At 70.7% G+C, this 24,223-nt stretch carries 23 protein-coding genes; 8 read left to right on the top strand and 15 right to left on the bottom strand.

The window, feature by feature from the left end; genetic code table 11:
* Positions 1 to 72 precede the first annotated feature (72 nt).
* Together AC3WRN_RS07240 and AC3WRN_RS07235 are read right to left on the bottom strand one after the other, a co-directional pair.
* A complete protein-coding gene (locus tag AC3WRN_RS07240; protein ID WP_492622466.1) occupies positions 73 to 261 on the bottom strand; it encodes a DUF899 family protein in 189 nt (62 codons plus the stop codon).
* A 20-nt stretch (positions 262 to 281) separates the two neighbouring features.
* Positions 282 to 935: a glutathione S-transferase family protein gene (locus AC3WRN_RS07235; RefSeq protein WP_492622465.1), complete on the bottom strand. Its 654-nt coding sequence runs from the start codon at positions 933 to 935 to the stop codon at positions 282 to 284.
* 150 nt (positions 936 to 1,085) lie between these two features.
* Here AC3WRN_RS07235 and AC3WRN_RS07230 point away from each other — a divergent pair, with 150 nt between their 5' ends.
* Together AC3WRN_RS07230 and AC3WRN_RS07225 are read left to right on the top strand one after the other, a co-directional pair.
* Positions 1,086 to 2,306 (top strand): helix-turn-helix domain-containing protein, encoded by a 1,221-nt coding sequence (locus AC3WRN_RS07230; protein WP_492622464.1) that lies wholly within the window; start codon positions 1,086 to 1,088, stop codon positions 2,304 to 2,306.
* A 9-nt stretch (positions 2,307 to 2,315) separates the two neighbouring features.
* Positions 2,316 to 2,987: a Vgb family protein gene (locus AC3WRN_RS07225; RefSeq protein ID WP_492622463.1), complete on the top strand. Its 672-nt coding sequence runs from the start codon at positions 2,316 to 2,318 to the stop codon at positions 2,985 to 2,987.
* A 19-nt stretch (positions 2,988 to 3,006) separates the two neighbouring features.
* Here the strand turns inward: AC3WRN_RS07225 and mnhG are convergent, their stop codons facing one another.
* Genes mnhG through AC3WRN_RS07195 form a run of 6 tightly spaced genes read right to left on the bottom strand, consistent with a single transcriptional unit; the run spans position 3,007 to position 8,962 of the window.
* A complete protein-coding gene (gene mnhG, locus AC3WRN_RS07220; protein ID WP_492622462.1) occupies positions 3,007 to 3,360 on the bottom strand; it encodes a monovalent cation/H(+) antiporter subunit G in 354 nt (117 codons plus the stop codon).
* On the bottom strand, positions 3,357 to 3,638 hold the full coding sequence (locus AC3WRN_RS07215) for a K+/H+ antiporter subunit F (protein WP_068094287.1): 282 nt from the start codon (positions 3,636 to 3,638) through the stop codon (positions 3,357 to 3,359). The genes mnhG and AC3WRN_RS07215 overlap by 4 nt, the downstream gene beginning before the upstream one ends.
* Positions 3,635 to 4,123, bottom strand: coding sequence for a Na+/H+ antiporter subunit E (locus AC3WRN_RS07210; RefSeq protein WP_492622461.1), 489 nt, complete (start codon positions 4,121 to 4,123; stop codon positions 3,635 to 3,637). Before AC3WRN_RS07210 ends, AC3WRN_RS07215 begins: the two co-directional genes overlap by 4 nt.
* Positions 4,120 to 5,718, bottom strand: a complete 1,599-nt coding sequence (locus AC3WRN_RS07205) for a monovalent cation/H+ antiporter subunit D (RefSeq protein WP_492622460.1) — start codon at positions 5,716 to 5,718, stop codon at positions 4,120 to 4,122. The genes AC3WRN_RS07210 and AC3WRN_RS07205 overlap by 4 nt, the downstream gene beginning before the upstream one ends.
* Positions 5,715 to 6,056, bottom strand: a complete 342-nt coding sequence (locus AC3WRN_RS07200; RefSeq protein ID WP_492622459.1) for a Na+/H+ antiporter subunit C — start codon at positions 6,054 to 6,056, stop codon at positions 5,715 to 5,717. Before AC3WRN_RS07200 ends, AC3WRN_RS07205 begins: the two co-directional genes overlap by 4 nt.
* On the bottom strand, positions 6,056 to 8,962 hold the full coding sequence (locus tag AC3WRN_RS07195; protein ID WP_492622458.1) for a monovalent cation/H+ antiporter subunit A: 2,907 nt from the start codon (positions 8,960 to 8,962) through the stop codon (positions 6,056 to 6,058). Before AC3WRN_RS07195 ends, AC3WRN_RS07200 begins: the two co-directional genes overlap by 1 nt.
* A gap of 298 nt (positions 8,963 to 9,260) precedes the next feature.
* Between AC3WRN_RS07195 and AC3WRN_RS07190 the strand changes: the two genes are divergently transcribed.
* Positions 9,261 to 9,926, top strand: a complete 666-nt coding sequence (locus tag AC3WRN_RS07190; protein ID WP_492622457.1) for a response regulator — start codon at positions 9,261 to 9,263, stop codon at positions 9,924 to 9,926.
* Positions 9,923 to 11,317: a sensor histidine kinase gene (locus AC3WRN_RS07185; RefSeq protein WP_492622456.1), complete on the top strand. Its 1,395-nt coding sequence runs from the start codon at positions 9,923 to 9,925 to the stop codon at positions 11,315 to 11,317. The genes AC3WRN_RS07190 and AC3WRN_RS07185 overlap by 4 nt, the downstream gene beginning before the upstream one ends.
* An 8-nt stretch (positions 11,318 to 11,325) precedes the next feature.
* On the opposite strand, the gene AC3WRN_RS07180 is transcribed toward AC3WRN_RS07185, so the two are convergent.
* From AC3WRN_RS07180 to AC3WRN_RS07160, 5 genes are all read right to left on the bottom strand, one after another.
* Positions 11,326 to 12,345 (bottom strand): YncE family protein, encoded by a 1,020-nt coding sequence (locus AC3WRN_RS07180; protein ID WP_492622455.1) that lies wholly within the window; start codon positions 12,343 to 12,345, stop codon positions 11,326 to 11,328.
* 32 nt (positions 12,346 to 12,377) lie between these two features.
* Positions 12,378 to 15,428, bottom strand: coding sequence for an efflux RND transporter permease subunit (locus AC3WRN_RS07175; RefSeq protein ID WP_492622475.1), 3,051 nt, complete (start codon positions 15,426 to 15,428; stop codon positions 12,378 to 12,380).
* Between the two features lie 11 nt (positions 15,429 to 15,439).
* Entirely contained in the window at positions 15,440 to 16,528 is a 1,089-nt protein-coding gene (locus AC3WRN_RS07170; RefSeq protein WP_492622454.1) for an efflux RND transporter periplasmic adaptor subunit, read from the bottom strand.
* On the bottom strand, positions 16,525 to 17,919 hold the full coding sequence (locus AC3WRN_RS07165; protein WP_492622453.1) for a TolC family protein: 1,395 nt from the start codon (positions 17,917 to 17,919) through the stop codon (positions 16,525 to 16,527). The genes AC3WRN_RS07170 and AC3WRN_RS07165 overlap by 4 nt, the downstream gene beginning before the upstream one ends.
* A gap of 75 nt (positions 17,920 to 17,994) precedes the next feature.
* Positions 17,995 to 18,771, bottom strand: a complete 777-nt coding sequence (locus AC3WRN_RS07160; RefSeq protein ID WP_492622452.1) for a MipA/OmpV family protein — start codon at positions 18,769 to 18,771, stop codon at positions 17,995 to 17,997.
* 178 nt (positions 18,772 to 18,949) lie between these two features.
* Here AC3WRN_RS07160 and AC3WRN_RS07155 point away from each other — a divergent pair, with 178 nt between their 5' ends.
* The 4 genes from AC3WRN_RS07155 (at position 18,950) to AC3WRN_RS07140 (ending at position 22,624) form a co-directional block, all read left to right on the top strand.
* Positions 18,950 to 19,648, top strand: coding sequence for an MtnX-like HAD-IB family phosphatase (locus AC3WRN_RS07155; protein WP_068094248.1), 699 nt, complete (start codon positions 18,950 to 18,952; stop codon positions 19,646 to 19,648).
* Positions 19,649 to 19,710: 62 nt separating this feature from the next.
* Complete coding sequence (locus tag AC3WRN_RS07150) at positions 19,711 to 21,111, top strand: aspartate aminotransferase family protein (RefSeq protein WP_492622451.1); 1,401 nt, start codon at positions 19,711 to 19,713, stop codon at positions 21,109 to 21,111.
* Positions 21,112 to 21,914: 803 nt separating this feature from the next.
* Positions 21,915 to 22,208, top strand: coding sequence for a BrnT family toxin (locus AC3WRN_RS07145; RefSeq protein WP_492622450.1), 294 nt, complete (start codon positions 21,915 to 21,917; stop codon positions 22,206 to 22,208).
* 50 nt (positions 22,209 to 22,258) lie between these two features.
* The gene (locus AC3WRN_RS07140; RefSeq protein WP_492622449.1) at positions 22,259 to 22,624 is read left to right on the top strand and encodes a hypothetical protein; all 366 of its coding nucleotides are present in this window, start codon (positions 22,259 to 22,261) and stop codon (positions 22,622 to 22,624) included.
* A gap of 75 nt (positions 22,625 to 22,699) precedes the next feature.
* On the opposite strand, the gene AC3WRN_RS07135 is transcribed toward AC3WRN_RS07140, so the two are convergent.
* Both AC3WRN_RS07135 and AC3WRN_RS07130 read right to left on the bottom strand, forming a co-directional pair.
* Positions 22,700 to 23,932 (bottom strand): beta-ketoacyl-[acyl-carrier-protein] synthase family protein, encoded by a 1,233-nt coding sequence (locus AC3WRN_RS07135; RefSeq protein WP_492622448.1) that lies wholly within the window; start codon positions 23,930 to 23,932, stop codon positions 22,700 to 22,702.
* Positions 23,932 to 24,204: an acyl carrier protein gene (locus AC3WRN_RS07130; RefSeq protein WP_068094232.1), complete on the bottom strand. Its 273-nt coding sequence runs from the start codon at positions 24,202 to 24,204 to the stop codon at positions 23,932 to 23,934. Before AC3WRN_RS07130 ends, AC3WRN_RS07135 begins: the two co-directional genes overlap by 1 nt.
* Between the last annotated feature and the right edge of the window lie 19 nt (positions 24,205 to 24,223).

The raw sequence follows: 24,223 nt of genomic DNA, 5'->3' as shown, positions 1-24,223 counted from the left end.
TTTTTCATGGAACCTCCTCGGGAAAGACTACGAGAAAATTCCACTTCTGGCGTCAGCTAACCGGCGGGGGGATTACCGCTCCAGCGTGGCGGCGCCCGTGTCGGTGTCGAAACGGTACGCCTTGTCGACGCGCACCCACGGCAGCTGCCGGCGCCGGCGCGCGAGTTCGTCGCTGCGCCGGGTCAGCGCCTTTTCCTCGGCCAGCAGCTCCAGCCGCGCGGCCAGCCATGCTTCGCGTGTGGTGATGGGGTGATGGTTCATCGCTGTTCTCCCGTCCGGACTCAGGCCGCGACCGGCGCGTGGCGCGCGTAGCCGGCCGCCTGGTTGCGCAAGGCCGCCTGGAACGCCGGCCGCGCCTCGCAACGCTTCACATAGGCGTCGAGCAGCGGGAACCCGGCCACCAGGTCCGTGTGCCGCACGAACCGCAGCACGGTCGCCATCAGCAGATCGGCCGCGGTGAAACGGTCGAGCAGGTACTCGCGCCCGTCGAGGCAGGCAGACAGCGCGGCCAGCCGGGCCTTCGCCTCGTCGACCGCCCCGGGCCGCCGCTGCCGCGCCCACGCCTCGTCGCCGTGCAGCAGGTCGAGCACGAACAGGTTCCACAGCGCCGGCTCGACGGTATTGAGCGCGGCGAACATCCAGGTGAGCGTCTCGGCGCGCCGGCCGGCCGGCATCAGCGCTTCGCACTGCTCGGCGATGGCGTGGACGATGGCGCCCGACTCGATGAAGGTGCCATCGGCGGAATCCAGCACGGGCACCATGCCGAAAGGATGCTTGCGCCGGAAGGCTTCGGACTTGCGTTCTTCGGCGTCGATCCAGCGGCTCTCGTAGGCGAGCCCCGCCTCCTCCAGCGCCCAGCGCACGCGCAGGTCGCGCACCAGCCCCTGGGCGAAAGGCGGTACCCAGCTGAAACCCCATACGGCGATCTTTTCCATGTCGTTGCTCCTCGCGTTGGTGTCATGCCGGCGCCGCTCGTGGCGGCGCATTGGTCGGCGGTCGTGGGCTAGACTGCGGCCGGGCCATCGAGGGGTGGGAGTGACAAGTGTGGCGGGATTCGCAAGGCTCGCCGGAATGAGTCCGCACCGATGGACTCGCTGATCACCGCCGCGGCACGCGCACTGGCGGCGGGCGACCCGTTCGGCGCGCTGCAGCGGGTCGCGCTGCGCGACGACGCGCCGGCGCTGGCGTTGCGCGGCATCGCGATGGCGCAGCTCGGCGACTACGTGCGCGCCAAGGCGTTGCTGCGCCGTGCCGCGCGCGCGTTCGGCCCGCACGAAGCGATGGCCCGCGCGCGCTGCGTGGTGGCCGCGGCCGAGGTCGCGCTCGCCTCGCGCGACCTCGCCTGGCCGGCGAAGGCGCTCGACGCCGCGCGGGCCACGCTGGAGGCGCACGGCGACCGCGCGAACGCCGCGCATGCGCGCTGCCTCGAGATCCGGCGCCTGTTGCTGATCGGCCGCCTCGACGAGGCCGGGCGCGCCCTCGCCGGGCTCGATCCCGCGCCGTTGCCGCCCGCGCTGGCGGCCACCCATGCGCTGCTGGAGGCGGGCATCGCGCTGCATCGCCTGCGCACGCTGGAGGCCCGCGCCGCGCTGGCCCGGGCCGACCGCGCCGCGCGCCAGGCCGGCATCCCGGCGCTGGCGGCGGAGGTGGCCGGCATCGCGCGCACGCTGGAGGCGCCGGCGGCGCGCCTGCTCGCGCGCGGCGACGAGCGATCGTTGCGGCTGGACGAGGTCGAGGCCCTGCTGGCGTCGAGCACGCTGGTGATCGACGCCTGCCGCCATGCGGTGCGCACGGCTGCCGCGGTGGTGCCGCTGGCGCGGCGGCCGGTGCTGTTCGCGCTGGCCCGCGCGCTGGGCGAGGCGTGGCCCGGCGACGTGGCCCGGCACATGCTGATCGCGCGGGCCTTCCGCACCCGCTACGCCGACGACACGCACCGCGCGCGCCTGCGCGTGGAGATCGGACGGCTGCGCGCGGCGCTCGCGCCGCTGGCCGAGGTGCGTGCCACGCCGCACGGCTTCGTGCTGGTGCCGCCTGCCGCGCGCGAGGTGGTGGTGCTGGCGCGACCGGTGGAGGAGGCGCACGCGGCGGTGCTGGCCCTGCTTGCCGACGGCGAGGCCTGGTCGAGTTCGGCACTGGCGCTGGCGCTCGGCGCCAGCCAGCGCAGCGTGCAGCGCGCGCTCGACGCGCTGGCCGCCGTCGGCAAGGTACAACCGCTCGGACGCGGGCGGGCGCGCCGCTGGAGCACGCCGCCGCTGCCGGGATTCGCGACGGTGTTGTTACTCCCCACCCCGCTGCCGGGCGACTAGGATGCGCGCATGAAACGATCGAACGCCGACATCGTCCGCGAGTACGGCCCCTTCCCGGGCATCGACAAGGTGGGTGGAGTGAGCTACGACGGCCACCACGTCTGGCTTGCCACCGGCGACCGGCTGTACGCGCTGGATCCGGCGAGCGGGACGACACAGCGCGCGCTCGAGGTCGCCGCCCACGCCGGCACGGCGTTCGACGGCCGCCACCTGTACCAGATCGCCGAGGACCGCATCCTGAAGATCGACCCGGAAAGCGGCCGCGTGCTCGCCACCATCCCGGCGCCCGGCGGCGGCGGCGATTCGGGGCTGGCGTGGGCCGAAGGCATGCTGTGGGTGGGCGAGTACCGGGCGCGCAAAATCCACCAGGTCGATCCCGCGACCGGCGCGGTCCTGCGCAGCATCGAATCCAACCGCTTCGTCACCGGCGTCACCTGGGCCGGGCGGGAACTCTGGCACGGCACCTGGGAAAACGACGAAAGCGAGTTGCGGCGCATCGACCCCCGCACCGGGGCCGTGCAGGAAAGCCTGCGGATGCCGCCCGACATCGTCGTGTCGGGACTCGAGTCCGACGGCGCCGACCGTTTCTTCTGCGGCGGCGGCAACAGCGGCAAGCTGCGCGCCGTGCGCCGCCCCCGCCGCACGACCGCCGAGGCACCCGCCGGGGCCGCGGGCAAGTAGGCGGAACCCGCGCGACCGCCTACTCCGACGGCGGCGCCTGCGGCACGTCCGCCGAGCCTTCCTCGCGGTCGCGGTACAGCGCGGCGCGCACCAGCAGCATCAGGGTGATCGGCGTGGTCAGGGTGAGGAACACGCCGATCAGGATCTCGTAGAAGATCGGCCGGCCGTGCAGCACCGAGAAGCAGGTGATCGAGCCGGCCAGCATGAAGAACGTGCCCAGCGTGGTGCCCAGGGTCGGCGCGTGCACGCGCTGGTAGAAGTTCTCCAGGCGCAGCAGGCCGAGCGAGCCGACGAAGGCGAACAGCGCGCCCAGCAGCACGAAGGCCGCCACCAGGATCGCCGCCCACGGCGGCAGCGCGTCGAGGCGGCTCATTCGATCACCTGCCCGCGCATCAGGAATTTCGACAGCGCCACCGTGCCGGCGAAGCCGAGCAGCGCGATGATCAGGCCGGCCTCGACGTAGAGCAGGCTGCCGCTGCGGATGCCGACGGTGAGCAGCAGCAGCATCGCGTTGACGTACAGCGCGTCCAGCGCCAGCACGCGGTCCTGCGCGCGCGGGCCGCGCACCATGCGGATGATCGAGAAGCTCATCGCCAGCAGCAGCAGGATCTGCGCGACGATGACGGCAGCGCCAAGCAGGCCGTGGCTCATTGGAAGATCTCCAGCAGGGGGCGCTCGTAGCGCCGCTTGATCGAATCGATCCAGCCCGCCTCGTCGACCAGGTCCAGCACGTGGATCAGCAGGATGTTCGCGCTGGGGTCGTAGCTGACCCAGATCGTGCCCGGCGTGGAGGTGATGATGCACGCCAGCACGGCGAGACCGTGGTGGTCGGTGAGGGTCAGCGGGATCGCCACGAAGCCGGAGCGCGTGCGGCTGTCGCGGCGCAGGATCAGCCGGGCCACCGCGAGGTTCGAGCAGAAGATGTCCAGCACCACGCGCACGAACAACCGGCCGAGCAGCGGATAGTGGCGCAGCCGCGCCTTCGGCGGGCGCAGCCGGCCGAACACCTTCGCCAGCGCGACGCCCAGCAGCGCGCCGAGCAGGATCGTGCCCGGCGCCACGCTCTGCTGCAGCAGCAGCCAGACCGCCAGCAGCAGCGCGGACAGGATCGGGTACGGCAGCCAGCGCCGGATCATGGCGCGGCCTCCCCCGGCGGCAGCACCGCGTGGACGTAGCCGGCCGGCGCATGCAGCTGGCCGGCGGTGTCGCGCAGGTAGCGCAGCGGCCGCTCGACCAGCACGGTGAGCAGCAGGCACAGGCCGAGCAGGATCGCGATGGAGGCGCTCTCGACCAGATGCACCTTCGGGAAGATCCGCTCCGGCTCGACCCAGAAGATCTGGATGCCGGCGCGGCACAGCGCGATCACCGTGCCGAAACCAGCCACGACGAACAGCGCGAACAGCACGCCCGCGCCGGACCGCGCGCCGCCGTCGAGCATCGGCGCCAGCAGCGCGAACTTGGCCAGGAAGCCGGATAGCGGCGGCAACCCCGCCAGCAGCAGCGCGCAGGCGCTGAAGCTCACGCCCAGCATCGCGATCGGCGCGGGGATCACCACCGGCCGCTCGTCCTCCTGCGCGTACAGGCTTTCGTTCGCTGCCGTTTCGCCCGGCTGCTCGTACGGCTCCAGGCTCAGGCTGTCGTCGGTCTCGTCGTCGCCGTCGGAGGCGAGCAGGCCGACGACCAGGAAGAACGCGGCGATCGCCAGTGTGGAGATCACCAGGTAGGCCAGCGCGCCGGCGGTCACCGCCGGCTGTTGCAGGCCGATCGCGCCGAGCAGGGTGCCGGAGGAGATCACCACGTTGTAGCCGGCCAGCTTGGCCAGGTCGCGCGCGCCCAGCATGCCGACGACGCCGGCAGCCACGGTGGCCGCCCCGCCCCACAGCATCCAGCCGCTGCCGAAATGGGCGGACGCTGGACCGGCGCCGGCGCCGAACAGCAGCAGGCCCAGCCGCAGCAAGACATAGATGCCGACCTTGGTCATCAGCGCGAACATCGCCGCCACCGCCGGCGACGCAGCCGCATACGTGCGCGGCAGCCAGAAGCCCAGCGGCCACATCGCGGTCTTGATCAGGAACGCCACGCCGAGCAGCGCCGCGCCCGCATGCAGCAGCGCGCGGGTGCGCTCGGGCACGTGCGGAATCAGCTCGGCCAGCGCCGCCATGTTCAGCGTGCCGGTGACGCCGAAGATCAGGCTGACGCCGAGCAGGAACAGCATCGAGGCGGTGAGGTTCACCGCGATGTAGTGCAGCCCCGCGCTGACCCGCCGCGCGCCCGAGCCGTGCAGGGCGAGGCCGTAGGACGCCGCCAGCAGCACCTCGAAGAACACGAACAGGTTGAACAGGTCGCCGGTGAGGAAGGCACCGTTCAGGCCCATCAGCAGGAACTGCAGCAGCGGCTGGAAGTGGCCGCCGCGGTGCTGCCAGCGGCCCAGCGCGTACGGCAGCAGCGCCAGTGCGAGCACGCCGGCGAGCAGCACCATCAGCGCCGACAGCCGGTCGGCCACCAGCACGATGCCGAAACGCGCCGGCCAGTCGCCGAGGCGGTACACCGCCGCCGGCGCGCCGTCACCGGACACCGCCAGCATCAGCGCGGCGGCCAGCAGCACCAGCGCGACGCACGAGGCGATGCTCAGCGCCAGCACCATGCGCCGGCGCTTCTCGCCCACCAGCAGCTGCAGCGCGGCCACCAGCAGCGGCGTGACGATCGGCGCGATGATCAGGTGGTTGTTCACGGCGTGCCGTCCTCGCCGTCGACGTGGTCGTTGCCGGTCAGCCCGCGCGAGGCCAGCAGCACCACCAGGAACAGCGCGGTGGTGGCGAAGCCGATCACGATCGCGGTGAGCACCAGCGCCTGCGGCAGCGGGTCGGCGTACTGCGCGAGGTCGCCGGCCGCGCCCTGCAGCACCGGGTCGGCGCCGGTGCGCAGGCCGCCGATGGAGAAGATGAAGAGGTTCACCGCGTAGGAGACCAGGGTCAGCCCGATGATCACCTGGAACGTGCGCGGGCGCAGCAGCAGCCACACGCCGGAGGCGGCGAGGATGCCGATCGCGGCGGCAAGCACCAGTTCCATCAGCCCGGCCCTCCCGCCGCGGCCGGCGCATCCGCCGCCTGGCGCGGACGGCGCAGCGACTGGTGCGCCAGCGCGATCAGCATCAGCGTGGTGGCGCCCACCACCACGCAGAACACGCCGAGGTCGAACAGCACCGCCGAGGCCAGCGGCAGCTGGCCCAGCAGGGGCAGCTCCGCGTAGCGGAAATACGAGGTGAGGAAGGGACGGCCAAACGCCAGCGAGCCCAGTCCGGTGCCCGCCGCCAGCAGCAGGCCGGCGCCGATCCAGCGCACCGGCAGCACGCGCAGGTGCGCCTCCACCCAGCGTGCGCCGCGCGCCATGTACAGCAGGATCAGCGCCACCGACACGGTGATGCCGGCGACGAAACCGCCGCCCGGCAGGTCGTGCCCGCGCAGGAACAGGTGCAGCCCGAACAGCAGGATCAGCGGGAACATCAGCTGGATGATCAGGCCCGGGATCATCAGGTAGTCGGTCAGCGAATGGTCGGGCGCGCGGCCGGGCTGGTCCGCGTCGGGCGCCGCCTGCCGCTGCTGCTGCAGCGGCGCGTCGATGCTCTCGGCGGCGGGGCGGAAGCGGCGCAGCAGGGCGAACACGGTCAGCGCCACGATCGCCAGCACGCTGATCTCGCCCAGCGTGTCGAAGCCGCGGAAATCGACCAGGATCACGTTGACCACGTTGCGGCCGCCGCCCTCGGCGTACGCCCGTTCGAGGAAGAAGCGTGAGATCGAGTCGGCCACCGGATGCATCATCGCCGCATAGGCGAGCGTGGCCACGCCCAGGCCCACCGCGATCGCGATGAAGACGTCGCGCCGGCGACGGAAGCAGTGCGCGCGGCTCTCCGGCGCCAGCCCCTCGATGCGCTTGGGCAGCCAGCGCAGGCCGAGCAGGATCAGGATCGTGGTGACTACCTCGACCAGCAGCTGGGTCGCCGCCAGGTCCGGCGCCGACAGCCACACGAAGCTCACGCACGACACCAGCCCCGCGCCGCCGGTGAGCACCAGCGCGGCGAGGCGGTGGAACTTGGCCTGGCTCGCCGCGCCGATCGCGCAGGCCGCGCCGAGCAGCCACAGCAGCGCGAACGCCGGGTCGACGCTGGACCAGCGCGGATGGAAGCCGAACGGCGCGCTGGTCGCCGCCAAGGTGCCGGCCAGCAACGCCAGCAGCACGATCAGCAGCAGCTGCGGCTGCAGCCGGCGGCTCGGGTAGCGGCGCTCGATCCGCCGCGGGATATCTGCGGCGAACACCGCCAGTGCGCGCTCGAAGATGCGCTTGCCGCTGAGCCGCCCGGTCAGCGGCGCCGCCTCGAGGCCGGCGAAACGGCGGCGCAGGCCGGCGAACAGCAGGCAGCCGGCCACGAACGCGCACACGCTCATCACGAGCGGCGTGGTCAGGCCGTGCCACACCGCCAGGCTGTAGGCCGGCATGCCGTCGCCCAGTACCGCGCCGGCCGCCAGCCGCAGCGACGGCCCGATCACCCGCGCCGGCAGTACGCCCACCAGCAGGCAGGCCAGCGCCAGCAGGCCGATCGGCACGCGCATCCACAGCGGCGGCTCGTGCGGCTGGCGCGGCAGGCCAGTAGCCAGGCGGCCGAAGAACGCCCCGCGCACGAAGCGGATCGAGTAGGCCACGCCGAACGCGCTGGCCGCCACCGCAAGCACCGCCGTCAGCACGTCCAGCAGCGGGCCATGCCGGCCGGCCAGCGTCTCGGCGAAGAACATCTCCTTCGACAGGAAGCCGTTCAGCAGCGGCACGCCGGCCATCGCCGCCGCCGCGACCAGGGCCAGCGTGGCGGTGACCGGCATCACCCGGCGCAGCCCGCCGAGCCGGCGCAGGTCGCGCGTGCCGGCCTCGTGGTCGACCGCGCCGGCGGCCATGAACAGCGAGGCCTTGAAGGTGGCATGGTTGACGATGTGGAAGATCGCCGCCACCACGCCCAGCGCGCTGCCCAGGCCGACCAGCATGGTGATCAGGCCCAGGTGGCTGATCGTCGAATAGGCCAGCACGCCTTTCAGGTCCTGCTCGAACATCGCCGAGTACGCGCCCAGCACCAGCGTGACCAGGCCCACCCCGCCGACGATCCAGAACCACTCGCCGGTGCCGCCCAGCACCGGCCAGAAGCGCACCAGCAGGAACACGCCGGCCTTCACCATGGTGGCCGAATGCAGGTAGGCCGACACCGGGGTGGGCGCCGACATCGCCTGCGGCAGCCAGAAGTGGAACGGGAACTGCGCGCTCTTGGTGAACGCGCCGAGCAGCACCAGCAGCAGCGTGGGCGTGTACAGCGCATGTGCGCGCACCGCGTCGCCGGCGGCGAGGATCGCGTCGAGATCATAGCTGCCCGCGATATGGCCCAGCAGCAGCACGCCGGCGAACAGGCACAGGCCGCCGCCGGCGGTGACGATCAGCGCCATCCGCGCGCCGTCGCGGGCCGACGCGCCGTGGTGCCAGTAGCCGATCAGCAGGAACGAGAACAGGCTGGTCATCTCCCAGAAGAACACCAGCTGGATCACGTTGCCCGCCGTCACGATGCCCAGCATCGAGCCCATGAACGCCAGCAGCAACGCGTAGAAGCGCGCCAGCGGATCGTCCGGCGACATGTAGTAGCGCGCGTACAGCCCCACCAGCGCACCGATGCCGCAGACCAGCAGCATGAACAGCCAGGCGAAACCGTCCACCCGCAGCACCAGGTCCAGCCCCGGCGCCCACGGGATGACCTGGCGCCATACCCCGCCGGCGGCAAGCGCGGGGTACAGCCACAGCGAAAGCACCAGTCCGAGCAGCGCGGTGGCCGTCATCAGCCACGCCGCCAGCTTGTGGCCGCCGCAGCGGCCACGCAGCAGGGACACCGCCACGCTGGCCGCGAAGGGCAGGCAGACGATGGCGCTGGGCAGGGCGTTGTCGGGCATCGGTCGCAGCGCTCATTGGAAAGGTCGTCGGTGCCGCCGGCAACGGGACGGGCACCCCGGCACTTCATGGGCATCCGCATGCCATGGCGGGACAACGCCACCGCATGCCGTACCGCGGGCGATCCTTGCAATCACCCGAATGGCCACACGTCACGCCGCCCGATTCTATCGTCCGGCCCGAACGGGCGGCAAATGCGCCGCAACGCATGACGGCCCGGCTTAAGCACTTCGTAAGCGGATGGCTGGATAATCCCCGCATGCGCCGACCTGCGCGCAGGTCGGCTGGAGGAACCTGTCCGTGCATATCATCCTGGTGGAAGACGATCTCCAGCTCGGCGCGGCGATCCAGCGCGCGCTGGAACACCTCGCCTATACGGTGAGCTGGCTGCGCGACGGCCGCGAGGCGCTGCTCGCGCTGCGCGACGAGACCGCCGACCTGGTGCTGCTCGACCTCGGCCTGCCCGGCAAGGACGGCCTGGACGTGCTGGTCGAGGCGCGCCGCGCGCACGTCAAGACGCCGGTGCTGGTGATGACCGCGCGCGACGGCCTGGAGGCCCGCGTGAGCGGCCTCGACGCCGGCGCCGACGACTACCTGACCAAGCCGTTCCACCTGGAGGAACTGGCCGCGCGCATCCGCTCGCTGACCCGCCGCACGCAGGGGCTGGCCGCCAACCGCATCGAGGCCGGCGCGCTGAGCCTGGACCTGGGCACCTCCGAGGTGGTTTTTCGCGGCCAGCGGGTGGAGCTGACCAAGCGCGAGTTCGCCCTGCTGCAGATCCTGATGGAACGCGCCGGCCGGCTGGTACGCCGCGAGAACCTGGAAAATTCCCTGTACGGCCTGGACAACGTGGTCGGCTCCAGCGCGCTGGAGGTGCTGATGCACACCCTGCGCCGCAAGCTGAGCTTCGACACCATCCAGACCGTGCGCGGCTTCGGCTACATGATCGCGCGGGAGCCGAAGTGAGGCCGGCGAGCCTGCACGGCCGGCTGCGCTGGCTGATCATCGTGGTGCTCGCCGCGGTGCTGCTGCCACTGGGCGTGCTCAGCTTCAAGCGCACCGTCCGCGAAGTGGGCGAGCTGTCCGACGGCCGGCTGGCGCAGTCGGCGCGGACGCTGCAGGTGCTGATCGCGCATGCCGACCTGGACGCCCTGCAGCGCCGCGATGCCGACCGCCTGCTGGTGCCGATCGAGGCCCGCCTCGTCGGCAGCCCGCCGCGGCAGCGCTACACCTACGAGTCCGAGGTCGGCTTCCAGGTGTTCGACCGCACCGGCCGCATGGTGCTGGCCACCGCCAACCTCGCCGGCATGCCGCCGCCGCAGCCCGGCGACGCGGATTTCCAGAACGTGTGGCTGGGGCCGTACCGCTGGCGCGTGTTCACCCTGCACGATACCGCGAACCGCGTGGTGATCCGCACCGGCGAGCGCTACGACAGCCGCGACGAGATCATGCACGCGGTGTGGCTGGAGCACAGCCTGCCGCTGCTGGTAGGCCTGCCGCTGCTGGCCCTGCTGGTGGGCTGGGCAATACGCCGCGGCCTGCGCCCGCTGGAGGCGCTGACCCGTGCGTTGTCGTCGCGGGAGCCGGGCAGCCACGAGCCGGTGCTGCTGGGTGACGCACCGCAGGAATTGCAGCCGGTGCTGGCGGCGCTGAACGAACAGCTCACCCGGCTGGAAGATGCCCTGGAGCGCGAGCGCCGCTTCAGCGCCGATGTGGCGCACGAGCTGCGCACGCCGCTGGCCTCGGCCACGATCAACCTCGAAAGCGCGATGACCAGCACCGACCCGGCCGAACTGAACCTCGCGCTGGGCAGCGCCCAGCACGGCCTCGCCGCGCTGGCGCGGCGGGTCGAGCAGCTGCTGGCGCTGGCCCGGCTGGAAGCGGGCGCCGCGTCGGGCCAGCGCAGCCGGGTCGACCTGGTCGCCGTGGCGATGGACGTCATCGAGGAACTGGCGCCGGTGATCGCCGAGAGCGGCGCGGAGCTGAGCTTCGCGCGGCTGATGCCGCAAGTGGCGGTGCAGGGCTACGAGGCCGCCCTCGCCGCGCTGCTGCGCAACCTGCTGGAGAATGCGCTGCGCCACGCCCCGGCCGGCGGGCGGGTGCAGCTGTCGCTCGACCGCATCGCGCAGGGCGCGCTGATCGACGTGATCGACGACGGCCCCGGCGTTCCCGCCGAGCACCGCGCCGGCGTGTTCGCGCGTTTCCACCGCGAGACCGGCAGCCGCGGCGACGGCTACGGCCTGGGCCTGTCGATCGTGCAGCGCGCGGCCGAGTTGCACCACGCCAGCATCGAGCTGCTCGACTCGCCGTACGGCAGCGGCCTGCGCGTGCGCGTGGTGATCCCGCCGCTGCCCTGACGGGCGGCTCAGGGCCGCCCGACGGTGAGGATGCTGAAGCTGTCCGGCTCGACCGTCGGCCGGCCGTTGGCCTGCGTGGTCGCGCCAAGGCGTGCCGCGGAGAGGTACAGCCGATGCAGCTTCGGGTCGAGCGCCAGCGTGCGCGCGCTGGCCTGGGTGGGAATGGTCGCCGTCACGCGGTAGTGGTCCGGGTCGTCCTCGTGCACGGCGGTGACCGTGCCGCTCTCGCCATTGGAGCTGTAGACCGTCGCCTCGGCCGCGTCGAACACCACCGCGTCCGGGCCGTCGCCGATCGGCACATCGGCCACATGGTGGCCGTCCGCCGCGTCGAGCACCGCCATCGTGCGGTTGTCGCACACCGCGAACAGCCGGTGGTGCGGGTTGTCGAGGGCCAGCCCGCTGGGCGATTCGCACGGCGCCAGCGGCCAGGCCTGCAGCAGCTTGCCGGCGATCGAATCGAGCTGGACCAGCTCCGACTTGTCCTCGATGTTCACGTAGACGTGGCCGGCGCCGTCGGCCACCGCGAACTCCGGCTTGCCGGGCAGCGCGATGCTGCCGACCACCGCGTTCTTCGCCGGGTCGATCACGCTGGCCGTGCGGCTCCTGCCGTTGAAGGTGAACACGTGGTGCGAGGCCTCGTCGTAGAGGATCGCGTCGGGGTTGGCGCCGGTGCCGCCGACCGTGGCCACGGTCTGCAGCGTGTCCAGGTCGAACACCGTCACCGAAGCGCTGTGGCCGTTGCTGGTGAAGCCGCGGTGCAACGCCGGCGCCAGCGCGATGCCGTGCACGCCGCCGGTGCCGGCGATGCTGCCGACCTGGCGGCCGGCATCGACATCGACCACCAGCACGCGGTCGCCGCGGCTGACGAACAGGTGGCGGTGCGCCGCGTCGAAGCTGAGGTAATCCCAGCCGCCCGGCCCGCCCAGCTGCAGCTGGTTCAGCAGCCTGGGCGGCGGCGTGGCGGCGCTGGCGGCGGAGGCCGACGCCAGCAGCGCGGCAGACAGGAGCGTGCGGGTCAACAGGGTCATGGCAGCGGTCCTCGTGGCTAGGAAACGGCGGTTCAGGTCGCCGGCGCGGCGCCGCGCCGGCGCAGCACCGTGTACAGCACCGGCATCACCAGCAGCACCAGCGGCACCTGCACCAACATGCCGGCGATGATCGCCACCGCCAGCGGCTGCTGCATCTGCGAGCCCTGGCCGAGCGCGAACGCCAGCGGCAGCAGGGTGAGGATCGCGGCGATGGTGGACATCAGGATCGGCCGCATGCGGTGGTGACCGGCGTAGCGCAGCGCATCGGGCAGCGGCATGCGCTGTTCGGCGTCGGCCGCCTCGGTGAAGTAGAAGATCGCGATCTCGGTGACGATGCCCACGATCATGGTCATGCCCATCAGCGCGGAGATGTTGAGCTCGATGCCGGTGACCCACAGCCCGACGAACACGGCGGACAGGGCCAGCAGCGGCGCGGCCATGATCGCCAGCGCCACGCGGAAGCTCTCGTAGAGGAACAGCAGCAGGGTGAACACCAGCGCGATCGCTGCCAGCATCACCACGGTGAGGTCGTGGAAGGCGACCTGCTGCTGCGCGTACAGGCCGCCCAACTCATGGTACATGCCCGGCGGCAGCAGACCCGGCTTCGCCAGCGCCCGCTTCACGTCATTCACGGTAGAGCCGAGGTCGCGGCCCACGATGCGCGCGGTCACCGCCACCATGCGCTTGAGGTTGTCGCGGTTGATCTGCGGCTGGCCCTGCACCGCGCGGATCGTGGCCAGCGCGGACAGCGGCAGCACGTGGCCGTCGCCGGCGCGGATCGGCAAGGCCTGCAACTGCTCCAGCTGCGCGCGCGCGTTCGGCGGCAGCCACACGCGCACGCCGACCATCTTCGGCCCCTGCGGCAGCTGCGCGGCCACGTTGCCGGCCACCGCGTCGGAGACCTGTTGCGCCACCGCCACCGGGTCGAGCCCGGCGAGGCCGGCCTTCACCGGATCGACCTGCACGTCCAGTGCGTCGCCCGCGGGGTTGATGCCGTTGCGCACCTCGGCCACGCCGTCGACCTTGGCGATGGCCGCAGCCACCCGCTGCGCGGTGGTGCCGAGCTGGGCCTCGTCGTCGCCGTACAGCTTGATCTCGATCGGCTGCGGTACCTCGGTGAGGTCGCCGATCAGGTCCTCCATCAGCTGCGCCACGTCCACGTCCAGGCCCGGCACCCTGGCCACGACCTGCTGGCGGACCTGCTCCATCACCGTGGCCGTGGATGGCCGCGCGCCGTTCTTCAGGCGCACGAAGAAGTCGCCGGTGTTCGCCTCGGTGAGGCCGCCGCCCAGCTGCAGGCCGGTGCGCCGCGAGTAGGTGTCCACGTTGGGATTCGCGCGGATGATCTGCTCGACCTGCTGCAGCAGCCGGTCCGTTTCGTCCAGCGAGGTGCCCGGCAGCGAGCGGTAATCCAGCACGAAGCCGCCCTCGTCCATCCTCGGCATGAAGCCGCTGCCGACCTGGCCATAGGCCAGCGCACCCGCCACCAGCAGCGGCACTACCCCGGCCAGCACCAGCACCGGCCGCTGCAGCAGGCGCCCCAGCGTGCGTTCGTAGCCGGCCAGCAGGCGTTGCGAGAAACGGCCCGGCGGATGCTCCACGGCATGCCGCTCGTCGATCAGCCACTCGGCCAGCAGCGGCACCACCACCCAGGTGAGCAGGTAGGAGATCACCAGCGCGCTGGCCATGGTCAGCGACAGCGCCTTGAAAAACGCGCCGGTGACGCCGGTGAGGAAGGCCAGCGGCAGGAAGATCACCACCGTGGCCGCGCTGGAGCCGGTGAGCGGGCGGGTGAATTCCCACGCCGCGCCAGCGATGCGCTCACGCACCGGCCCCGTGCCGTCGCGCAACCGGCGCATGATGTGTTCCAGCATCACGATCACGTCGTCGATCAACAGGCCCACCGCGGCCGCCATGCCGCCCAGCGTCATCATGTTGAAGCTCATGTGCAGCAGGTCGAGCAGCAGCACGGTGATCGCCAGCGTGCCCGGCACCACGATCATCGCCACCAGGATCACCCGCGCGTTGCGCAGGAACACGAACAGCACCAGACCGGCCAGCACGATGCCGATCAGGATCGCGTCGCGCACGCTGCCGGCCGCGCCCAGCACTAGCTGGCTCTGGTCGTACCAGTTGGCGATGCGCAGGCCCTTGGGCGCCTGCTTCTCGTAGTCGGCCAGGCGCTGCTTCACGTCGCGGGCGATCTGCACGCTGTTGCCGCTGGGCTGCTGGAACACCTGCATCAGCACCGCGTCGTGGCCATCCGCCGTGGTGCGCACCCACTGCGGCTGGTGGCTCATCTGTACCTTGGCCACGTCCGCCAGGCGCAGCACGCCGTGCGCATCGGCGCGCAGCACGATGTCGCCCAGCGCCCTGGCGGTGGCCGGCTGGTTGTTCGCCAGCAGCAGGTAGAGCTTGTAGTGGTCCTGCAGGCGGCCCATCGACTGGATGGTGGCGGCATTCGCCACCGCGTGATCGAGGTCGGCCAGGGTGAGGCCCTGCGCGCGCAGCCGCGCCACGTCCACGTCCACGTGGAACTCGGCCACGTCGCCGCCCTGCACGTCCACCTGGGCCACGCCGCCGACGCCGGACAGCAGCGGACGCAGCTGGAACTCGGCGATGTCGTGCAGCTGGGCGGGCGTGAGCGTGTCCGAGCGCAGGCTGTAGGCGAGGATCGGGAACACCGTGGGATCGAGCCGGATCGCCGCCACGTTGATGCCGGGCGGCAGGCGCGGCAGCACCTCGCCCATCGCGGCATCCACGTCGAGCAGGGCGCGGCCCATGTCCGCGCCCCAGTCGAAGCCGATGTTGATCTCGGCGCTGCCGCGGCTGGTGGTGGAGCGCACCTCGCGCACGCCGCGCACGCGGCGGATCGCCTCCTCCACCGGCCGGGTGACGGCGACCACCATCTGGTCAGCGGGCTGGTCGCCGGCGTCCAGCGATACGCGCACGCGCGGGAACGACACGTTGGGAAACAGCGAGACCGGCAGGTTGAACGCGCCGGCGATGCCGCCGATGGCGAGGATCAAGGCGAGGAACAGCAGCGAACGCCGGTGCTGGTGCATCCACTGGGTGATCGTCATCGGTGCGGTGGTCACGGCTTGCGCTCGCCGTCGGCCTGGCGATCGCCCTGGCGCACAGCCGCGCCGTCGTCCAGTTCGTAGGCGCCCTGCACGATCACCGGCAGCTGCGCGTCGAGCTTGCCGAGCACGCCCACGCTGTCGCCGGCCGGCTGGCGCAGCTGCACGTCCACGCGATGCGCCTTGCCATGGTCGAACTGGAACAGGTAGTCGCCCTGCTCGTCGTGCAGCACGGCGGCGCGCGGCACCGCCCAGGCGGTGTAGTCGCCGCTCTGGATCGCGGCCTCGATCGCGGCGCCGGCCACCAGCGTGGCATCGGCGCCGGCGGGCAGCTCGGCCTGCACCGGCAGCAGGTGGGTCTGCGGGTCGACCGCGCGCCCCACCATGACGAGCTTTCCGGTGAAGGTTGCGCCGTCGCCGTACACGCCATGCACGGACACGGGCATGCCCGCGCGCAGCCGTGTGCCGGCATCGGGCTGCACGCCCAGCGCGGCGATCAACGCATGCGCGGGCATGAAGCCGAGCAGCGGTGCGTTCGCGGCGAAGCGGTCGCCCAGCGTCACCGGCACCGCGGTGACCACGCCGTCGTCCGGCGCCGCCACGGTTTCCTCGGCCGCGCCGCCGCCCAGCGCCTGCTGCGCCGCCAGCGCGGACTGCGCATCCGCCAGCGCCTTGCGCGCGATGGCGACTTGCGACTGCGTGGCCAGGTGTTGTGCCGCCAGTTGTTCGGTGCGCTGCAGCTCGCCCTGCGCCAGCGTCGCCGCGCTCTGCGCCTGCTGGTACGCGCTGCGCGCCGCGGGATCGGGCGTCACCGCCAGCAAGGGCTGGCCGCGCCCGACCGTCTGCCCTGCGCTGACCTTGAGCGCGACCACCTGGCCGCCGTGCGCGAGGCTGATCGAGCGCGCGGCATGCGGGTCGGCCGCCGCGCTGCCCCAGGCCGCCACGCTGTCGTGGAAGCTGCGCTGCACCGGCATCGCCGTGGTGACCAGCGCCACGCCCTTGGCCTCGCCGGCGTGTTCATCGTCGCCGCCGCCCTTGGCGCAGGCGGCCAGCAGCGTCATCAGGCCCAGCGCGACGGCGCGCGCCATCAGGGTTCGCTTCATGGTTTGGACGTCCGTTCATTGGCGAGATCCGTGTGGCCCAGCAAGGCCTCCAGCGCGATCGCGGCGGTGGCGCGTGCCTGCCGCAGCGCGAGCAGGTCCATGTCGGCGGCCAGCGCGTTGCCGCGGATGGCGAGATAGGTCGGCCAGTCGAGCAGGCCCTGCTGCCAGGCCTGCTCCGCGGCACGGCGCGCGGCGTCGAGGCTTTGCGCATGCGCGATCTGCGCCGCCTGCTGGCGGTCCAGCGTGGCGAGATCGGCAGAGAGGCGCTGCATGTCGCTGCGCGTGGCCAGCAGGCGTGCGTCGTAGTCGTCCTTGAGCTGCTGGCGGGTGGCGGTCTCGATCGCGATGTTGCCGCGGTTGCGGTCGAACAGCGGCAGCGTCAGACCGATGCTGAAACCATTGGTGGTGATGTTGCTGGTGTCGCGCGCGCGGGTGAGGCCCACGGTGATCGCGGGGAACTGGGCGAGGATGGCGCCGCGCAGCCGCGCCTCCTGCGCGCGGTAGCCGGCCTCGAGCGCCAGCAGGTCGGGGCGCCGCCGCGGCAGGTCGGCCAGCGCCGCCTGCAGCTGCGCGGCATCGGGCTCGGCCTGGTACGGCGCGCCGGCCAGCTCCAGCGGCGCGGTGGGCGCCAGGCCCAGCAGCTGGCGCAGGTCGCTTTCGGCCTGGTGCAGGGCCACCGCGTTGTCGCCCGCGCGCTTGCGCGCGTCCGCCATCGCGTTGAGCCCCGCGCTGGCGCCGTCGTAGTTGAGGTTGCCCGCGGCCAGCGCCGCCTGCACCGCCCGGTCCACCGGCGCCAGGGCCTGCACTTCGGCATCCAGCTCGACCTGCTGCGCGCGCAGGCCCTGCACCTGGCCGAACAGCAGGCGCGCCTGCGCGATGGTCTGCCATTCCGCCCACAGCAGGTCGAGGTTCACCTGTTCGGCCCGCGCGTTCGCCGCGTGCCGGCGCGAGGAGCGCAGCAGCAGCGCGCTCACGTCCTGGCTGAGACCGAGGTTGTAGGCACGGGTGAGGCCGCTGCCGGAGTCGTGCGGAAAGTCCGCGCCGAAGCTGAGCTGCGGATCGGGCAGCAGGCCCGCGGCGAAGGCCTGCGCGCGGGCAATGCCCAGCGCGTCGCGCTGCAGCTTCAGGGCCGGGCTGTTCGCCACCGCCAGCATCGCCACCTCGGTGGCGTCCAGGCCGTCGCTCGGGTCGAAGCGATGCGCGGCCAGCGTCGGCAGCGACATCGCCGCGGTGGGCGCGGCCAGGTGCGCCACGTCGGCCGCGCCCTGCCCCGTGCCCAGCGGCTGCGGCGCGTAGCTGGCGCAGCCGGCCAGCGCCAGCACGAGGCCCAGGCCGGGCAGGCGCGGACACGACGGTCCAACAGTGAATGGCAGCAGGCGGGGAAGGCGCATGCGGTCATTCTGGCGGCGGCCGCTTAGTTCTTTCTTACCTGCCCGCGGCCTGGCCATGCACGGGCTCCGGGCGGCCTACAGGTGGTAGACGAAGGCCAGCGAGCAGGACACCTGGTTGCGCGTGCCGAAGCGGGCCACCAGCGGGCTGGACGCGGCGTTGCCGAGCAGGCGGGCGTATTCCAGCGAGGCGGCCAGGCCGGTGTGACGGCTGGTGGGCAGGAACAGGTCCCAGGCCAGCGCCAGTTGCTGGCTGCCCGCGCCCGGCGCCCACGCCGGCACGCCCAGCGCCTGCGCGGCGTCGGGCGTGATGCCGAAGAAGCGCCGCATCGCCGCGCCGTTCATCGACTGCCAGCGCAGCTGCAGCGACTGCTCCATCAGGCCGGGCATGGGCGGGTCCCACTCGAGCTGCAGCTCGGTGTAGGCGCCGGCACCGGCGAGGTCGTGGCTGAGGAAGGCGCTCAGGTTCAGCTGCGGGGTGAAGTCCCACTCCAGGTAGCCGCCGCCGGTGGCGCGCGGCGCCAGCGCGGGCACCTTGCCGGCCAGCGTGCGCAGGTCGTCGCGGTCGCGCCCCCACTGGAAGCTGCCGTAGAGGCCGCCGTGCAGCTGCTGGCCGCGGATCAGGTCGAACTGCAGGCCATTCTGGGTGGACAGGCTGAAGCCCGCGCGCGGCAGCTCGATGTCCACGAACGGGATCGGGTCCACGCGCTCGTGGCGCGAGCCGGCCCAGGCAGGCATGCGCTGCATGCCTGCGCCGACCGCCACGGTGGTCGCGCCGTCGTCGGCGCGCGCCGCCACCGGCGCCAGCGACAGGCACAGCAAGGCAAGCAGCAGGGGCAGGCGATCGGGATGCATGAAGGGGACGGGCCGGGGAGGTCGGCAGCTTAAACGGCCTGGGACGCCGGCGGTTGGCCGCGCCCGCGCGCCGCTCAGCTGCGGTTTGGTCGCGGCGCGCGGCGCGGGCACGCAGGGAAAGGAGGCCGAAAGGCAGGCTGCCTACCCTGCAAGCCATCGTCATGGTTGCGAGTTTCCGATGTCCCCCTCTGGCTGGACCATCCTGTGTGATTTCGACGGCACCGTTTCCGTCGAGGACGTGATCGACTCCCTGCTCGACCGCTTCGGCCGCCCGGGCTGGGAAGTGCTGGAGCAGGACTGGCGTGCCGGCCGCATCGGTTCGCGCGAGTGCATGGCCGGCCAGGTCGACCTGCTGCAGATGACCCGCGCCGAGCTGGACGAGCACCTGCGCGAGCTGTGGATCGACCATGCGTTCCCCGGCTTCGTGGCGAAGGCGCGCGAGCTGGGCGTGCCGATCCGCATCGTCAGCGACGGCCTCGACTACGCGATCCACCAGATCCTCGGCCGCTACGGCCTGGACGATCTGCCGCTGGCCGCCAACCACCTGGCGCCGGCCGAGCCGCCGAAGCAGTGGCAGCTGACCTCGCCGTTCCAGGCCGACGGCTGCCGCAGCGGCACCTGCAAGTGCGCCTGCGTGGCGCAGGCCCGCCAGGGCGGCGCGAAGACCCTGCTGATCGGCGACGGCGCCTCGGATTTCTGCGCGGCCGACCGCGTCGACTTCGTATTCGCCAAGCACCGCCTGATCGAGCATTGCCGCGCCGCCGGCATCCCCTACATGCCGATCACCGGCTTCGAGGACGCGCTGGAATACCTGCCGCGCCTGCTCGACGGCAGCCTGGTGCATCACGTGCGTTACCACGAGGCAGCGGCAGCCTGACCGCCGGCGCCGCCTGCCCCTTCCCCGCAGCATCCCCAGAAACCGTTTCCCGGACCCAGACCATGAAAATCGACAAGAACGCCGTCGGTTTCATCGACGACGCGCAACTGCTCGCCGATGAGGCGAAGTACAGCTCCTTCGGCGACACCGTGCACTACGTCGACCCGCCGAAGATCTTCCGCCACGGCGAAGGCAGCTACATGTACGACACCGCCGGCGTGCCGTTCCTCGACCTGCAGATGTGGTATTCGGCGGTCAACTTCGGCTACGGCAACAAGCGCCTCAACGACGCGCTGAAGCGCCAGATCGACGTGCTGCCGCAGGTCGCCAGCCAGTACCTGCACCAGACGCGCATCGAGCTGGCCAAGACGGTGGCGCTGGACGCGAAGAAGAAGTTCGGCCTCGACGGCCGCGTGCACTTCAACGTGGGCGGCGCGCAGGCGATCGAGGATTCGCTGAAGCTGGTGCGCAACTACAAGCAGGGCAAGAGCCTGATGTTCGCCTTCGAGGGCGGCTACCACGGCCGCACCCTGGGCGCCTCGTCGATCACCTCGAGCTACCGCTACCGCCGCCGCTTCGGCCACTTCGGCGAGCGCGCGATGTTCCTGCCGTTCCCGTACCCGTTCCGCCGCCCCAAGGGCATGACGGCGGAAGAGTATTCGGACAGCTGCGTGCGCCAGTTCGCGCGCCTGTTCGAGACCGAATACAACGGCGTGTGGGACCCCAAGACCAACCAGTGCGAGTACGCCGCGTTCTACGTCGAGCCGATCCAGGGCACCGGCGGCTACGTCGTGCCGCCGATGAACTTCTTCAAGGACCTGAAGAAGGTGCTCGACCAGTACGGCATCCTGATGGTGGTGGACGAGATCCAGATGGGCTTCTGGCGCACCGGCAAGCTGTGGTCGATCGAGCACTTCGGCGTGACCCCGGACGTGATCGTGTTCGGCAAGGCGCTCACCAACGGCCTCAACCCGCTGTCCGGCCTGTGGGCGCGCGAGGAGCTGATCAACCCGACGATTTTCCCGCCGGGCTCCACGCACAGCACGTTCAACTCCAACCCGCTCGGCACCTCGCTGGGCCTCGAAGTCATCAAGATGGGCTACGAGCTGGACTACGAGAAGACCGTGCCGGTGAAGGGCGCGCATTTCCTCGAAGGCCTGCGCGGGCTGCAGAAGAAGCACAAGGAAATCGGCGACGTCGACGGCCTCGGCCTGGCGCTGCGCGCCGAGATCTGCACCGAGGACGGCTTCACCCCGAACAAGGCCCTGCTCGACAAGATGGTCGACATCGGCCTGGCCGGCGACCTGGAACACAACGGCAAGAAGATCGGCCTCGTGCTCGACGTGGGCGGCTGGTACAAGAACGTGATCACCTTCGCGCCGTCGCTCGACATCACCCACGAGGAGATCGACCTGGCGATCTCGCTGCTGGATCAGTTGCTGACGAAGGCCAAGAAGGGCTGATCGCCCATCGCTTTGCAAACAAAAAGGCCCGGCGGGAAACCGCTGGGCCTTTTGCTTTCTCCCTCGCCCCTCTGAGGAGAGGGCTGGGGTGAGGGGCGGGCGCCCGCGCTGACCCCGATTTTCCCTCTCCCGCCTGCGGGAGAGGGGTTGGGGAGAGGGCGCTTTTGCTTCTGCGCTCTCGCAGAGCAGTTGTGCGCACCTGCCGGCGCCCGAGTCACTTTCTCTTTGCGTGCTCAAAGGGAAAGTAACCAAAGAGAAAGAGCACTCCGGTTGGCGCTTGCCGGGCTCGGGCAACCGCTCCTGCGTTGCCTCAACTCGGGCATCCATGCCCTCGCCTGCCCGGCAGGTCCGTGAGGCGGGGCGGGGCTTTTCGAGCGGGCTCCTGCCCACGCGAAAAGGCGTCGCCCTCCCTGGCGACGCCCGCTGCGCGGCCTGATCGTCCCCGCCTCACCGCCGCCCAGGGGCCCCGGAAGAGCAGGCGCGCATCCTGCGCCAGAAGCCTAGGGCTCTAGCCTGTGACTCCTTGTCTCTGGTGCCTTTTTCCCTGCTCATCTACGCGTTCCACATGGGTGGAATGCCTCCCATGTTATTGATGTGACTAAGGAAGAAAGCCTGAACAACTCTTCACTCAATGAACGTAAATAGCAGCCGATGCCATTGAAGGCTTGATCGTGTGTTACCATGTATTGCTCATTGGAGGATTCAATGTGTGAACTAGGCCAAAAGTATGAGGAACAGGCTGCTTGCCGTGAAGTTTTTGCTGTATATACAATGTGCCCGTAGCCGGGGAAGAGGAAGCCCTCATGCCGAGGTTCAAGATGTCCTCTCGCGTCCGCGAGAAGATGAAAGACAAGCACAACGTCACCGAGAAAGAACTCTTCGAATGCTTTGAGAACAGGAATGGTAAGGACCTGTTCGATACCCGCGCCGAACACATCACGGATCCACTTACGCGATGGTTCCTCGCGTATACAAACCATTGTCGTCTTCTGAAGGTGGTCTTCATCCCGCGCGGTGATGAAATAGAGATCAAGTCGATCTATCCGCCGAACGATGAGGAGATCAGGATCTATCGGAAGTATGGCTTGTCGAAGTAGTTGCTTTACATGCGCCTAGAGGGCGCCCCGTGAACTGAGGAGAGAAGAGTATGTCCACGACCCGTAAGAAGGCGCTCGCTCATGATGAGTGCCCGTGGGAAGCGGGAGAGCTTGGGCAGAGCGAAGAGCACGTTCGTGTCGCCACTGCAGAAGAGATGGCGGAGGTGGATAGCGCCCTAGGGCTGCAGATGATCTCAATCAGGCTGCAGAAAGGGCTGCTGGATGCACTAAAGGAGATCGCAAAATACCATGGCATCGGCTATCAACCGATGATCCGAGATCTCCTCAATCGATTCGCTCGTTCCGAGATCAAAACGATCTTGGAGAGCAGGTTGTCTGGTCTAGAAAAAGAGCCGCCCACAGAGGCGCCGATGAAGCCTGTCGACGATTTCGTTGCAAGGCTTAAAGCAGCCTAACTCTCTGCCGCTAAGTATCAGAAGAAACCCCGCCGAGCGCGGGGCTTCTTCTTTCTGGGCAGCTCATCTGGCCGATCAGGGCGCTCGTTTCAACGCCAACACGGCGTTCAACCCCCCGAACGCGAACGAATTGCTGAGCACCGCGCGCACCGGCATCTCGCGCGCCACGTTCGGCACGTAGTCCAGGTCGCAGGCCGGATCGACCTGGTCCAGGTTCGCGGTGGGCGGCACCACGGCGTCGCGCAGCGCGCCGATCACCGCCACCAGCTCCAGCGCGCCGGAAGCGCCCAGCGCGTGGCCGTGCATGGACTTGGTCGAGGACACCGCGAGGCGGTCGGCGTGCGCGCCGAAGGCGAGCCGGATCGCGCGGGTCTCGGTGACGTCGTTGGCCTGCGTGCCGGTGCCGTGGGCGTTGATGTAGTCGACGTCCGCGGGATTCAGCCCGGCGTCGGCCAGCGCCTGACCCATCGCGGCGGCCGCGCCGTCGGCGCTGGGCATCACGATGTCGGTGGCGTCGGCGGTCATGCCGCTGCCGGCCAGTTCGGCGAGGATGGTGGCGCCGCGCGCCTGCGCATGTTCCAAGGATTCCAGCACGAAGATGCCGGCGCCCTCGCCGAGCACCAGGCCGCGCCGGTTCGCGCTGAACGGGCGGCAGGTGTCGTCGGCGAGCACGCGCATCGCTTCCCAGGCGCGCAGCGCGCCGTAGGTCAGGCAGGCCTCGGTGCCGCCGGTGATGGCGACGTCGGCCAGGCCCCAGCGGATCATCTGCGCCGCCTGGATGATCGCGTGGTTGGCCGAGGCGCAAGCACTGGCCACCGCGAAGGTGGGGCCGCGCAGGCCCCAGGCGATGCTGATCTGGCTGGCCGAGGCGTTGGTCATCAGCCGCACGATGGTCAGTGGATGGGCGCGATTGGAATTCTCTCCGTACAGGCGCCGGCTCTGTTCGTCCTGGGTGGTTTCGCCGCCCACGCCGGTGCCGACGATCACCGCGGTGCGCAGGCCGAGCTGGCCTTGGCGAAAGTCCAGCCCGGACTGCGTGACCGCCTCGCGCGCCGCATGCAGCGCGAATTCCGAGGTGCGATCGAGCATCGGCAGGGTGCGCTCGTCGATGTTCGCCGCCGGGTCGAAGCTGCCGGGCACCTGCGCGGCGACCTTCACGCGCAGCCGCCCGGCATCGGGATGCTGCAGCGGGCCGATCGCGCTGCGGCCTTCGCGCAGGCCCTGCCACAGCGCCCCGGCGCCGACGCCGAGCGGGCTGATCGCGCCCATCCCGGTGATCGCGATACGGCGTGCCGGATCGCCTTGCATCACTTCGCGCCCTCGCCGGCGGCGGCCTTTTCGTCCAGCGCCTTCTGCACGGCGTCGACCAGGCTCTGCGCCGTGTCGCTGTCGAAATTGGCGCCCTGCTGGTCGGGGAAGTTGATGTTGAAGTGCTCTTCGATGTCGAAGATCAGCTCGATCGCCTCCAGCGAGGCGATGCCGAGGTCCTTCAGGGTGGACTCGGGCTTCACGCTGGCCACGTCGACCTTGGCCTGTGTGGCGACGAGCTCGAACACTTGCTGCTGGATCGTTCCGGTCATGGCGGGGTCCTTGGTGGCG

Source organism: Rhodanobacter sp. FW101-FHT13A11, assembly GCF_058790335.1.
The sequence above is the reverse complement of the archived record's forward strand: the minus strand, read 5'-3'. Positions and strand labels throughout refer to the sequence as shown.

Excerpts from the sequence above, each read along its gene's own strand:
- AC3WRN_RS07130 (WP_068094232.1), bottom strand. The coding sequence starts at position 24,204 with ATGACCGGAACGATCCAGCAGCAAGTGTTCGAGCTCGTCGCCACACAG.
- AC3WRN_RS07170 (WP_492622454.1), bottom strand. The coding sequence starts at position 16,528 with ATGAAGCGAACCCTGATGGCGCGCGCCGTCGCGCTGGGCCTGATGACG.
- AC3WRN_RS07155 (WP_068094248.1), top strand. The coding sequence starts at position 18,950 with ATGTCCCCCTCTGGCTGGACCATCCTGTGTGATTTCGACGGCACCGTT.
- AC3WRN_RS07135 (WP_492622448.1), bottom strand. The coding sequence starts at position 23,932 with ATGCAAGGCGATCCGGCACGCCGTATCGCGATCACCGGGATGGGCGCG.
- AC3WRN_RS07230 (WP_492622464.1), top strand. The coding sequence starts at position 1,086 with ATGGACTCGCTGATCACCGCCGCGGCACGCGCACTGGCGGCGGGCGAC.
- AC3WRN_RS07150 (WP_492622451.1), top strand. The coding sequence starts at position 19,711 with ATGAAAATCGACAAGAACGCCGTCGGTTTCATCGACGACGCGCAACTG.
- AC3WRN_RS07175 (WP_492622475.1), bottom strand. The coding sequence starts at position 15,428 with ATGACGATCACCCAGTGGATGCACCAGCACCGGCGTTCGCTGCTGTTC.
- AC3WRN_RS07195 (WP_492622458.1), bottom strand. The coding sequence starts at position 8,962 with ATGCCCGACAACGCCCTGCCCAGCGCCATCGTCTGCCTGCCCTTCGCG.
- AC3WRN_RS07240 (WP_492622466.1), bottom strand. The coding sequence starts at position 261 with ATGAACCATCACCCCATCACCACACGCGAAGCATGGCTGGCCGCGCGG.
- AC3WRN_RS07180 (WP_492622455.1), bottom strand. The coding sequence starts at position 12,345 with ATGACCCTGTTGACCCGCACGCTCCTGTCTGCCGCGCTGCTGGCGTCG.
- AC3WRN_RS07160 (WP_492622452.1), bottom strand. The coding sequence starts at position 18,771 with ATGCATCCCGATCGCCTGCCCCTGCTGCTTGCCTTGCTGTGCCTGTCG.
- AC3WRN_RS07140 (WP_492622449.1), top strand. The coding sequence starts at position 22,259 with ATGTCCACGACCCGTAAGAAGGCGCTCGCTCATGATGAGTGCCCGTGG.
- mnhG (WP_492622462.1), bottom strand. The coding sequence starts at position 3,360 with ATGAGCCGCCTCGACGCGCTGCCGCCGTGGGCGGCGATCCTGGTGGCG.
- AC3WRN_RS07215 (WP_068094287.1), bottom strand. The coding sequence starts at position 3,638 with ATGAGCCACGGCCTGCTTGGCGCTGCCGTCATCGTCGCGCAGATCCTG.
- AC3WRN_RS07165 (WP_492622453.1), bottom strand. The coding sequence starts at position 17,919 with ATGCGCCTTCCCCGCCTGCTGCCATTCACTGTTGGACCGTCGTGTCCG.
- AC3WRN_RS07235 (WP_492622465.1), bottom strand. The coding sequence starts at position 935 with ATGGAAAAGATCGCCGTATGGGGTTTCAGCTGGGTACCGCCTTTCGCC.
- AC3WRN_RS07200 (WP_492622459.1), bottom strand. The coding sequence starts at position 6,056 with ATGGAACTGGTGCTTGCCGCCGCGATCGGCATCCTCGCCGCCTCCGGC.
- AC3WRN_RS07210 (WP_492622461.1), bottom strand. The coding sequence starts at position 4,123 with ATGATCCGGCGCTGGCTGCCGTACCCGATCCTGTCCGCGCTGCTGCTG.
- AC3WRN_RS07225 (WP_492622463.1), top strand. The coding sequence starts at position 2,316 with ATGAAACGATCGAACGCCGACATCGTCCGCGAGTACGGCCCCTTCCCG.
- AC3WRN_RS07145 (WP_492622450.1), top strand. The coding sequence starts at position 21,915 with ATGCCGAGGTTCAAGATGTCCTCTCGCGTCCGCGAGAAGATGAAAGAC.